This window comes from Rhizobium sp. YJ-22, assembly GCF_029601685.1.
Classification (GTDB): domain Bacteria; phylum Pseudomonadota; class Alphaproteobacteria; order Rhizobiales; family Rhizobiaceae; genus Metarhizobium.
Genome location: NZ_JARRIR010000029.1, coordinates 1 through 11531 on the forward strand (window position 1 = coordinate 1; position 11531 = coordinate 11531).

General features: G+C 60.9%; 13 protein-coding genes. 8 read left to right on the forward strand and 5 right to left on the reverse strand.

The genetic code is table 11. From position 1 onward, the window contains the following. The first annotated feature begins 275 nt into the window (after positions 1–275). Genes P7F60_RS29375 through P7F60_RS29385 form a run of 3 tightly spaced genes read left to right on the forward strand, consistent with a single transcriptional unit; the run spans position 276 to position 3765 of the window. Entirely contained in the window at positions 276–1850 is a 1575-nt protein-coding gene (locus P7F60_RS29375; protein WP_225245755.1) for a Mu transposase C-terminal domain-containing protein, read from the forward strand. Positions 1851–1852: 2 nt separating this feature from the next. Next, positions 1853–2731, forward strand: coding sequence for a TniB family NTP-binding protein (locus P7F60_RS29380; protein WP_035243718.1), 879 nt, complete (start codon positions 1853–1855; stop codon positions 2729–2731). Next, the gene (locus P7F60_RS29385) at positions 2728–3765 is read left to right on the forward strand and encodes a TniQ family protein (protein ID WP_003501672.1); all 1038 of its coding nucleotides are present in this window, start codon (positions 2728–2730) and stop codon (positions 3763–3765) included. Before P7F60_RS29380 ends, P7F60_RS29385 begins: the two co-directional genes overlap by 4 nt. Positions 3766–3789: 24 nt before the next feature. Here P7F60_RS29385 and P7F60_RS29390 read toward each other — a convergent pair whose 3' ends face one another. Next, complete coding sequence (locus tag P7F60_RS29390; protein WP_051032483.1) at positions 3790–4467, reverse strand: SMC-Scp complex subunit ScpB; 678 nt, start codon at positions 4465–4467, stop codon at positions 3790–3792. A gap of 2 nt (positions 4468–4469) precedes the next feature. Then, positions 4470–5429: a DUF1403 family protein gene (locus tag P7F60_RS29395; RefSeq protein WP_277921097.1), complete on the reverse strand. Its 960-nt coding sequence runs from the start codon at positions 5427–5429 to the stop codon at positions 4470–4472. Positions 5430–5552: 123 nt separating this feature from the next. On the opposite strand from P7F60_RS29395, the gene P7F60_RS29400 reads away from it, so the two are divergent. Both P7F60_RS29400 and P7F60_RS29405 read left to right on the forward strand, forming a co-directional pair. Continuing rightward, on the forward strand, positions 5553–6686 hold the full coding sequence (locus P7F60_RS29400; RefSeq protein WP_092938415.1) for a site-specific integrase: 1134 nt from the start codon (positions 5553–5555) through the stop codon (positions 6684–6686). Between the two features lie 459 nt (positions 6687–7145). After that, entirely contained in the window at positions 7146–8342 is a 1197-nt protein-coding gene (locus P7F60_RS29405) for an IS256 family transposase (protein WP_024899827.1), read from the forward strand. 89 nt (positions 8343–8431) lie between these two features. On the opposite strand, the gene P7F60_RS29410 is transcribed toward P7F60_RS29405, so the two are convergent. Continuing rightward, complete coding sequence (locus P7F60_RS29410) at positions 8432–8755, reverse strand: hypothetical protein (RefSeq protein ID WP_277921101.1); 324 nt, start codon at positions 8753–8755, stop codon at positions 8432–8434. On the opposite strand from P7F60_RS29410, the gene P7F60_RS29415 reads away from it, so the two are divergent. From P7F60_RS29415 to P7F60_RS29425, 3 genes are read left to right on the forward strand one after another with little or no spacing between them, the layout of a single operon-like run. Next, positions 8652–9683, forward strand: a complete 1032-nt coding sequence (locus tag P7F60_RS29415) for a Fic family protein (protein WP_277921098.1) — start codon at positions 8652–8654, stop codon at positions 9681–9683. The genes P7F60_RS29410 and P7F60_RS29415 overlap by 104 nt on opposite strands. Then, a complete protein-coding gene (locus P7F60_RS29420) occupies positions 9680–10585 on the forward strand; it encodes a recombinase family protein (protein WP_277921079.1) in 906 nt (301 codons plus the stop codon). Before P7F60_RS29415 ends, P7F60_RS29420 begins: the two co-directional genes overlap by 4 nt. Before the next feature lie 60 nt (positions 10586–10645). Next, positions 10646–10855: a hypothetical protein gene (locus tag P7F60_RS29425; protein ID WP_277921080.1), complete on the forward strand. Its 210-nt coding sequence runs from the start codon at positions 10646–10648 to the stop codon at positions 10853–10855. A gap of 52 nt (positions 10856–10907) precedes the next feature. On the opposite strand, the gene repC (P7F60_RS30865) is transcribed toward P7F60_RS29425, so the two are convergent. Then, positions 10908–11093, reverse strand: a complete 186-nt coding sequence (gene repC / locus P7F60_RS30865; protein WP_347276908.1) for a replication initiation protein RepC — start codon at positions 11091–11093, stop codon at positions 10908–10910. A gap of 252 nt (positions 11094–11345) precedes the next feature. After that, positions 11346–11531, reverse strand: a 186-nt coding sequence (gene repC / locus P7F60_RS29430; RefSeq protein ID WP_277921081.1) for a replication initiation protein RepC, incomplete at its 5' end; no start/stop codon positions are given.

Below are 11531 nucleotides of genomic sequence, written 5' to 3' on the forward strand. Positions count from 1 at the left end.
AATAGTGGCCGGCTTCAAATCGGAACGGTGGCCGGTAATTAATCGGAATGCCGGCCGGCTTCAGACCGGAATCCGCATAAGAGCGACGGCGGCTGTGGCTTTTACTTCCAGATTTCAATCCGGGGAATGTCATACGCCAGTTGGGTTCTGGCGCTAAACTGGAGACGATTTTCAGCTAATGATTTCAGCGAGGCCCTTTGCCAAAGCGATTTCACGATCGAAGCTCGCCGGCGGCGCGCCCGGTCTTGGACGAGCACTGGTCGATGGCGCGTCGAATGGCCCGCGAGCTGGACAAAATCCTGGATGGCGGCAATCCGAAACATGCTGCCATCAAACGCGCGGCGGCTGAACTGCGGCTCACCACCCGGCAAATCTATAATCTCCTGGCCCGTTACCGAGCCGATCGCACTGTGACCAGCTTGCTTCCTCGCACCGCTGTCAGTCGGCGCAAGCGGCTGCCGGAACAGGTGGAGGCGATCATCGCGGCCACACTTCGCGAGAAGTGGCTGACGCTTGAGCCGACCCCACTTGCTCCCGTGGTCGACGAGATCCGCGCGCGGTGCGAGGAAGCCGGTCTTGCCGTTCCCTCATATGTGACGGTCGCTCGGCGCATCCCGATGTTGTTTTCGCCTGAAGAGATCGCGAAGAAGCGATCGGCCAATCCAAAGCACTTGCTGCGGCTGAAGCCGCGTCCCGGCTATATCCATGCGCCACACCCGCTCGCCGTCTGCCAAATCGACCATACGCCGACTGATATCCATTTCGTGGAGGTGGTCGATGGTGCCGGTGTGTTCGTCGGCCGCCCATATTTGACTGTTATCACCGACGTGGCGACACGATCCATCGTCGGCTTCTGCCTCACCTTGGAAAAGCCGTCGGTTCTGTCCGTTGCGCTTTGTCTCGCCCAAGCCATGTGCCCGAAAGATACATGGCTTGCAGCGCGCAATCTCAATCACGCCTGGCCGATGTTCGGTCGGCCGCAGTTGCTCGTCACGGACTCGGCGATGGAATTCAAGGGACATGCCTTCCAGCGAGGATGTGATGATTATGGGATCAGGATCCGGTATCGCGATCGCGGCCGGGTCCATCAAGGCGGCGTGGTTGAACGGCTGCTGGGAAAGCTCAACGCCGTCCTCGCAACCTACCCGGGCTCTTCGGGCCGTTCGGTGGCCCACCGCGACGAATATCCATCCGAGCGGCGCGCCTGCGTGAGCTTCGCCGATCTGGAGCGTTGCGTTGCGCTGGCCGTGATCGATCACAACCTGCAGGAAAATTCCAAGACCCTGAATGTCCCCATGACGGAATGGCAGCGCAACGCAACCGCCCTGCCTCGTTTCGACGATGACCCGCAGCGCGTGCTGTTGTCGTTCTTGCCGGGGACGGAAAGGCAATTGTCACCGCAAGGGATCAGCATGTTCGCCATGCACTATTATTCGCCGTGGCTGAGCGCCGTCGTTCCCGAACGTGACCGGCTCGGAAAGCTTGAGGTGCGATACGACCCCCGTGACATCAGCCATGTTTACATCCGCGACCCGGAAACAAGACAGTTTCGGCCGGTCGAGCGACGCGACGGCCAACTGACGTCAGTGACGCTGTGGGAGCATGAGGCGGAACGCACCCGTCGGCGTGCGGCAAACCACCGCTCAAGCACTGAGAAGGTGGCGCTCCGCCGCGAGATCGCAGCCATTGTGCAATCGGCGAAACCCTCCAGGCGCCAGTTGCGTGATGCTGTCCGCAAGGCCCATGCCGCTGCGGCGGAGAAGTCTTATGCAGTCATGCAACCGCGGACGCCTCCTCCCGCCGAGCATCCCCCGCGCCAGAAGAGCCGCTTGCCGGTGGAGGACTGGTAGCAATAGTGGATCATTTGCTCGAGCACGTCCGACCGTATCTTGACCGTGATCAGGAGGAAAGGATCGCCTATATCCGCGCGCCACGGTGGATAGGGCATCATGCCGCCCAGGATAGCCATCGGCGACTTGCCGAGCTTCTGTTACGGCCTGCGTCTTTGCGAACCCAGGGGCTGATGTTGGTCGGCCCCTACGCCAACGGTAAGACGATGATTGCCGAGCGGTTCGCCGTCGAGCACCTGAGAACCTCGCCCAAGCAAAGGGTATGGATAGCCCAGACACGCGAAGGCGCCGGCCTTGGCCATTTCTATGCCAGCATTCTCCAGGCGCTGCGGGCGCCCGGCGCCGATATGTGGAACCTCGGCCGCAAGGCCGAGCAACTCGATCACTTGTTGGCCAGCGTCAGGCCGAGGGTGCTGATTTTCGACGAGTTCCACAATGCGTTGCGGGGCCGTGCGCGCGACGTCGAAGCCGTATTTGCTTTCCTGCGGCGGATTGGCCGCCAGTATGACATCTCGCCGGTGCTGATTGGCGAGGTGGCCGTCTGCGATTTTATCAACGCCACCAGCGAGATGGCGAGCCGCTTCGACCTGGTCGCAGTTCCACGCTGGCAATATGACGAGAACTATCTCATGCTGCTCGACAGTCTCGAAGCCGCTTTGCCGCTGGCCAAAAGCTCGGATTTGTCGACCGAACCGTTGGCCCGGATAATATTCAGCCTGTCGGAAGGCCTGATCGGTGAAATCGTCACCATCGTCACCAAGGCAGCTGTCGCGGCGATCAGATCCGGGAGCGAACGCATCACCAAGGCCGGAATCGACGAACTGCACCATGTGCCGGTCTCGCAGCGGCGCAGCAGGGCCTTGCGCGAGAGCCTTCTATGATGACGGCCGACGCGCGCACGCCGGCAATCAGCATTCGCGAACGATATGGTGACGTGGTTTCTGACCTGTGGCCGGTCACCGTGATGCCGCAGCCAGACGAATTGCTATCAAGCTGGTTGCACCGGCTTGCCTATGCCAATGGGGTAGCCCCGAAAGCATTCGCGCGCGTGCTCGGACTTAATCCGGGAATGTGGTCGGCCGCCCTCGATCTGAGGCTGCCGGCCGACATAGCAAACCTGCTGTATGCCAAAACGGGCGTCGCGCCCGATCAGCTCGCGGCGATGACATTGTCGCAGGATCTGCCCAAACAGCTCTTGCTGCCGCTACGCTACAACGGGCAACGCGACAGTTCTACGTGGCTGCAGTTCTGCTGCCGTTGTTTGAGCGAGGATGCGCAACCCTATTTCCGGCGTCGATGGCGGCTGGCGACACGGGTTTCTTGCACAGAGCATGGCTGTCGATTGCGCGATCGATGTCCGTCCTGCAACAGCTCCATTGCAGTCTTTGACCAGAGCGAATTCGTGCCGCAACATTCTTGTGCTGCGTGCGGCTACGACTTACGCCGCGCACCAATCCCTTACCTCAGTCCAATGACGAGAACGTTCGACCGATGCATCGACAATGTATGCAGCCTGGAAGCAATCGCCCACTCCCCATCAGGACCCATGCTTATCCGTCGGCTCTTGAGCTTGCCCAGTGCAGGCGGATACTACTCGGCGATGATCCTCACCAGTCTGTCGACAGCGGCAAGGGCTTACTGCGCCGAACTTCTCAATTGCCCCAGTGAAGGGCCGGTGGATGACGCCGAGGATGAGGAACGCAAAGCACGCCGTCTGAGACGCCTGATTCCGCCGCCGTGTGATCACCCCGCCTGGATCGAGCTTCTGGCGAACGCTCTCAGGCGAAGCAGAGGACGGCCGAATGTCTCGAAAGGCAAGGAGCCGACTATAAAGCTTCCGGACCTGCTAGGCGCCTATGCCAGAATGAACCCAGGTCCCGGCCGTCGCCGGGTGCAGGAGATGATTGGAACCTAAAGAAGCCGCACAGGACCTAAATCGTCACTCCTCCAGTACGTCGCTCTCAGCCAGCCCAAGCGCGGTTTCCTTGAGCGCCTGCCGGCTGAGCAGCCCGGCGTCCTCGAGCCCCTCCAGATCGGGCAGGTCACGCAGTGTCTCAAGGCCGAACGCCGACAGGAAATGCTTCGTCGTCACATAGGTGTAGGGCGCGCCGGGTGTCGGGCTGCGCGGGCCGGAGCTGAGAAACCCGGCATCGCGAAGGCCGGCAATCGTGTCGCGGCTTATCTCCTTGCCGAACATGTTGGACAACTCGCCGCGGGTCACCGGCTGCAAGTATGCGATCGCCGCCAGCACCGCAGCCTCGTTTTCGGACAGCGACGCGGCGACGCTACGCGTTGGCGCCTGCGAGGCACGGATCGCAGACGCGTAAGCCGAACGGCTTCGATGCTGCCAGCCCCCGGCGACCGCAACGATGTCATAGGGACGTGACCGCAGATCCTCGCGCAAATCATCGATGATGAGATCGATGCTGCAGCCGCAACCGACCACGCGCGCCAAAATCTCACGGCTGACCGGCTCGGCGGCGGCAAAGATCACTGCTTCCACCCGCAGCATCCATTCGCGCCAGCGCAGCTCCGGCGGCAGATCTTCGAGCTCGCGATCGAGCAACACTTCGTCCTGCGGCCGTGACTTCCGTCGTGTTGCGCTTGATCCCGCCATCGTCACAACCCAAAAATCCGGAACGAAGTTCGGCCGGACAGTTCACGCACCGCGCCAAAACTTTCCAGCCGCTCGAACAATCGCGTCGCCGCCCAGCGGGAGAGATGGCTGCCGGGCGCGGAGGCGGGCATGGCATCCTCGTTGAGCAGCTTTTCGATGACGACGCCGGCGCCTTTGGTTCGCACCTTCGGCGCCACCGCCAACAATGTCTCGGCACGCCGGCCAATGTCATTGGCCTGCCGCAAGGCCTCGACCGTGGCGGACACGAGCGCCAGGCACACCGTCCGCGGGAAAGCGGGCTCCCCGGGCCGCACCCGTCCGCGGCCCCCGATCGTCTTGAACGCTGCGCCATAACGCTCACCCATCGTGAGCGGCACGCCACACGCCCAGGCGAGTTTTTCCGCGAGCAGGCGGTCGGCCAGCCACCAGGCCAAAATTTCGGCATCTGGCCGGGCGGCGCAGATGTTGGAGACCAGGTCGGCGACGGCGAACGGCACAGCACGACCGGACTGAAGCGCACTATCAAAGAAATCGGCAATCTCGCTCAGGCCCTCGCGGCGCAACCCCATCAGCGCCGCCAACTCCTCCAGAACTTTGCTGCTGATCGGCCGCTTCTTTGCGGCCAGTTTCTGGAATGCCAAATGCATCGCTCCGGCCGGCCCGGGATCGTCGCCGGACGCGGTAAGCAGAACGGCGTCGCGCAGCGCCTTTTCGTCCTCGTTTCGGCCCATCAGCCGGACGGCAACCGCGGCGCAATTCAGCGCCAAGCGCTGGCGCCAGCAGCCCGCCCACGGCAGGTCGGCGCGAGCCAGATCGTCGAGCGATTTCAGCGCGATGCCGGCGGCGAAAGCGGCGTCCGTTTCGCCCAAATCGTGCTGGCGTGCACTCGCCCAGGCGGGCAGGGCCAGCATGGCGACCGGCGCGGTCTGAACGACGAGAGGGGAGCGGAAGCGCGAATCCATGCCGGTGAGCATAGCCGAGACGCGCAGTTTGGACTATATTTTTCTGCTAAACTGCACAGCTTGTCATCTTATAAATATGTCCGATAATCTTGCATTATCGGATGTAATGCTCATTATAGAGAAATGGCCCAAATCATCGAGCAGAACAGCGAAATTCACGTCGAGGAGACCTCAGCGCCGTCTCTCAGCACAGCCTCCGGCGGTGATGTTTCCGCGCCGGAGGTGTCGGGCGACAGCCCCCTCCCCTCTCTCGCCGTTCAGGACCAGACGCCCGCCCATCTCGCAAGCCTTGCTGATCGCGCCCGGGGTTATGTCGAAGCCGCCAGCTCCGCCAATACCCGCAAGGCTTACGCTTCGGACTGGAAGCATTTTGCCGCTTGGTGTCGGCGGTCCAATCTGGCTCCGCTCCCGCCACACCCGCAAACCGTCGGGCTCTACATCACCGCCTGCGCTTCCGGCACAGCTGAACGGGGCGCCAAGGCCAACTCCGTCTCAACCATCGAACGACGACTCTCCTCGCTATCCTGGAATTATGCCCAGCGCGCGCTCTCGCTTGATCGTAAAGACAGGCACATCGCCACCGTTATGGCCGGGATCCGCAACAGCCATGCCAGGCCGCCGGTGCAGAAGGAGGCGGTCATGGCCGAAGATATCATCGCCATGGTCGAGACGCTCGACCGCGGTTCGCTGCGCGGCCTGCGCGATCGTGCCATGTTGCTCATCGGTTTTGCCGGCGGCCTCCGTCGTTCCGAAATTGTCGGCCTCGATCTAAAGGCAGACCAGACTGAGGACGGCCGAGGCTGGATTGAGATCCTCGACAAGGGCATGCTTGTCACCCTGCGCGGCAAGACTGGGTGGCGAGAGGTCGAGGTGGGTCGTGGCTCGTCTGATGCGACGTGTCCAGTCGCCGCGATCGAGACCTGGATCAAGTTCGCCAAGCTGGCCCATGGCCCCCTCTTTCGCCGCGTCACGGGGCAAGGGAAGGCTGTTGGCTCGGAGCGTCTGAACGACAAAGAGGTGGCGCGGCTTGTGAAGCGGGCCGCAATGGCCGCAGGCGTTCGCGGCGATCTCAGCGAGATCGAGCGCGCCTTCAAGTTCTCCGGTCATTCCCTTCGCGCTGGCCTTGCCTCCTCGGCCGAGGTCGACGAACGCTACGTCCAAAAACAGCTTGGCCATGCTTCCGCGGAGATGACCCGCAGATATCAGAGACGACGTGATCGGTTCCGCGTGAATTTGACCAAGGCTTCAGGGCTTTAGCTGGCCCCCTCCCCTCCTCCGCGTGAAATTGTAAGGGGAGATTTTGATGTCGGAATTCTCGCTTAGCGTTTCAATTGAAATCGGGAGCTAAAAACCACAGCGGCCTCGGAGATCGTCCTCAGCAGGCTCTGGATGGGCAATCTGGCAAGATCATAAGACATTGAATTTATAGTAAATGATTCGTTAAAAGAAATCCATCTCTACACTTGTGTTCGCCACCTCATAGAATGCTCCAGGCCACGCCTGGCCGCCGATAAGTACATCATATCATATTGAACAAAGCTCTTTGACAACGAGCCATTTTGGGCATGAAAGCCCCGATTTCCAAGCGTTTCAAGCGATCGGGGCGCCGAAGGAATGATCGTGTCCCTGGAGGTGGTGTAGCAGGGTAGCGGCGGTCACCAGTGTTTTTCCGGTAGGGTCGGGTTGTTGAAGACCAACCTGATGGAAAGATCACCGATGACCGACGACATGATGAACCTGCGCTCACTCGTTGAGAAGAGTGCCGACGCCGATTTGCTGCGCGAGATGATCGGCTTTGCTGCCGAGAAGCTGATGGCGCTGGAGGTCGGCACGAAGACCGGCGCGGGCTACGGCGAGAAGAATGAGTTCCGACTTGCCCAACGTAACGGCTATCGCGACCGGGATTGGGAGACACGTGCTGGCACCGTCGAGCTGCGCATTCCGAAGCTTCGCACAGGCAGCTATTTCCCGAGTTTCCTTGAGCCGCGCCGGATGGCTGAGAAGGCTCTGACGGCGGTGATCCAGGAAGCCTATATCCAGGGCGTTTCGACTCGCTCCGTCGACGACCTGGTCAAGGCCATGGGCATGTCGGGCATCTCCAAGAGCCAGGTGTCTCGGTTGTGCGAAGAGATCGATGACAAGGTGAAGGCCTTCCTCGACAGACCCATCGAAGGGGAATGGCCCTATCTGTGGATCGATGCCACCTACCTCAAGGTTCGTCGCGGCGGCCGCATCGTCTCCGTTGCCGTCATCATCGCCGTGGGTGTGAACACCGACGGTCGACGCGAGGTGCTTGGGATGGAGATCGGCACATCCGAGGCTGAGCCAATCTGGACAGAATTCCTGCGCAAGCTGACCAGGCGAGGCCTGCGCGGAGTGAAGCTCGCGGTCTCCGATGCCCATGAAGGGATCAAGGCCGCTGTCTCCAAGGTTCTATCGGCTACCTGGCAGAGGTGCAGGGTTCACTTCATGAGAAATGCGCTGGCCCATGCCGGAAAGAGCGGCCGACGAGTGGTCTCCGCCTTCATCGCCACGGCCTTCGCCCAGGATACGCCGGAGACCGCAAGCACTCAGTGGCGCAACGTCGCCGACCAGATCAGGCAGAAAGTGCCGAAGCTCGCCCAACTCATGGACACCGCTGAAGAAGACGTGCTCGCCTATATGACCTTTCCCAGGCAGCACTGGACCAAGCTTCACAGCACCAATCCCATCGAGCGCCTCAATGGCGAGATCAAGCGGCGCACCGAGGTCGTCGGCATCTTCCCCAACGATGGCGCCATCGTCCGCCTCGTCGGCGCACTGCTGCTTGAACAGAACGACGAATGGGCCGTCCAGCGGTCCCGATACATGACCCTTGAGACCATCGCCACAATGAGCGATGATCCGCTCATCAGCCTGCCAGCGGCAAGCTGACACGTTCCCGGCTCTGTCCGGAAGGCACGGCGAGCGCCGAAGCTACACCACGCTGCGGGACACGATCGAAGGAATTGCGCTAGAGACGTTTACAAACGATCGGTTATCCTCGTGCGCTGCATTTGAACAAAGGTCTTGCCAACGGGCACAATATGTCGATAGATTTCGATTTCATCGACACATTCTGGCGACATGTCGTCGCCATCGACATATCCGGCGCCAAGATCAGCCGGAAAAGGCTGTTTCCGCATGACGTTCCGACCTGATCGCGCTTTCAACGATCTGCCGGCACTCCCGCCCGCGCAGGATATCGAAACCAAGGCTGTCCTGAAAGCCTGCATCGAGGCGCGGGCCGCCTTGGCAGAGTTGAAGGCCTCCGGCCGGCTCATTCCGAACCAATCGGTGCTGATCAACTCGATCCCGCTCCTCGAGGCGCAGGCGAGCTCGGAGATCGAGAACATCGTCACGACGACCGATCGTCTCTTCCGGTTCGCCAACGAGGCCGGCAATTCTCCGGATTCAGCGACGAAGGAAGCGCTGCGCTATCGAACCGCCCTCCACCAGGGTTTCGCCATGCTGAACGAGCGGCCAGTGTCGACCGCGATGGCCGTGGCGGTCTGCCGGACCATCAAGGGTGTCGATCTCGATATCAGGGCAACGCCTGGGACCGCCTTGCTCAACGACGCGACCGGAGGGGTCATCTACACGCCGCCGGAAGGCCGCGCCGTGCTTCTGGACAAGCTTTCAAACTGGGAGCGGTATATACACGAGGCCGAGGACATAGATCCGCTCGTCCGCCTCGCCGTTATGCATTACCAGTTCGAGGCGATCCATCCGTTCACCGATGGCAACGGACGCACCGGCAGGGTGCTCAACCTGCTCTATCTCGTCGACAAGGGGCTCCTCGACATTCCGGTCCTCTACCTGAGCCGCTACATCATCGACAACAAACGCGCCTATTATGACCGTCTGCTTCGGGTCACGACAGACGCTGCGTGGCAGGACTGGATCCTTTACATGCTGGAGGGCATCCGAGAAACCGCCTTGTGGTCGAGCGCGAAGATCCACGCGATCCGTGACCTTCTAGACGAAACTGGCGCACGCATCCGGCGCGATCTTCCTAAGATCTATTCGCGGGAACTCGCCGAGGTGATTTTCGTCAACCCCTATTGCCGGATTGGCGACCTCGTCTCAGCAGGCATCGCGAAGCGCCAGGCCGCGTCTGTCTATCTCAAGGCTCTCGTCGATGACGGCCTCCTGAAAGAAGTGAAGGCCGGGCGGGAAAATCTCTACATCAATCCCGCGCTGATCGACCTGCTTACGGCGGATCGCGGGCAGTGACCCGCTCTCCCTTTGGTCGCCTGATTGGTTATGCCCGCGTTTCGACAGACGAGCAGGCGACAGAAGCCCAGGAAATCGAACTGCGTTCGGCCGGCTGCAGCGTGATCGTTCAGGAGCATGGATCCGGCGCATCGCGCGCTCGGCCGGCGCTAGCGAAGCTCCTCCGCGAGATCTCCGCCGGCGACACGCTCGTCGTTGTCCGCCTCGACCGTTTGGCTCGCTCGGTCAGCCATCTTCTGGCGGTGATCGAGGAGCTGGCCGAGCGGAACGCGCATTTCCGTTCCTTACGCGACCCTATCGACACAACCACGCCGCAAGGCATGTTTTCTCTCCAGGTCCTCGGCGCCGTCGCGCAGCTCGAACGCGCTTTGATTTCCGAGCGAACGAAGGCGGGTATCCGTGCGGCAAAATCGAAGGGCAAGCGACCGGGCAACCCCGGCATTCGTGAACGCCAGCCCGAGATGCTCGCGAAGGTGACCGCGGCCCAAAAGGAGGCCTACGGAAGGCGTATCCAAGTGTCGCTCAACCAGTGGCTTCCGACGGTAAGGCGTATGCGGCCGGATCATACCTGGGACGAGATCGCCCGCGTGCTGAAGCAGAGAGGGAGCGACTGGACGGCCGAGCGTCTCCGTCGCGCAGTGAAATGGTTGGTCCAGGAGCACCTTGCTGATCCTGCGTTGCTCAAGAAGTCCCCTGCCCGGCCGCCAGAAGATCGCTTGATGATCCTGATCGCCGGAATCCATTCGTCAAATCCGCAGCTGACAATTCGAGAGATCGCCACCCAACTCGGACGGCTCCATGAGCGGACGCCCCGCGGCGGCACGAGATGGGCGCCATCCTCCGTGAAAAACCTCCTCGACCGAGCAAAGCGGACTGGCCTCGTTGACACGGAATTCGAGTAGCGGGCAAAGCTCGACCTCACACTGGTCAACCGCTAGCTCCATCCAAGGGAAGATGAAACCGTGGAAACCGTCACGATCGAAAGCCGCTCCGATTTCGCACAATGGGCGATCGAACGCGCCACCGCTATCATAGCTGACCAGGGCGGCAATCTTGCTATGGCTGCGCGCGGGGGCGACGATAGCAGAGTCGCGGAAAGCGCCAACGCGCTCGGCCAGGCCATCGTCGATGCTCTGTTTGAAGTCTTCGACGGCCTCGTTCCGCAGGAGTAAATCAGCATTGGGATCTTCGGCATTCGGCATGGTCCTCGCTCCGAACTTCACGCTACGCCGTTTTCATGTCCGCGCCTGCATTCGCACGCATCGACGCCATAATCATCGGCCCGAGGTTGAACTCGCCGCGTTCAGCCTTGCGCGTCAAATCGCGCAGATAGCCGCCGGGAGATGTGATGTGCCCTACCCTGTTCAAGTCTGCACGAGACAGCAGCAGCGATGTTCTCAACTTCAACAAAACGCCGACGTCCTCAAATCATGAGGGCTTGGCGCCAAGCATCGCTCGCACCACGACCGTCGCGTCGATGACATTCCCGGAGCTCCATATAGCGGCCCAACCCCAGAGGCCGGGGCTGTCGCGCCAAAACCGAGTACGCCGAGATATCGTTCCCCGTCGTCTCGTGCGATCACTTTGACGGCTCCACTAAAGTCGCGAGAGAATAATTCTTTACAATCAACGTTTTAGTGCGGTTTGCAGCTGCAAACACCGTCAACCGGCTTTACAATGGCCTTCGCTTCTCGCATTCAGCAATGCCATAAGCATCGGACCGATAGAGAACTCGCCAATCTCACACCGATGTGTCAGATTTCGCAAATATCCACCCGCCGAATTAATCATATTGTGTCGCTCCAAGATGCACGCGACAGCTACTGCAGCGTTCTCTGCCCCCATTAT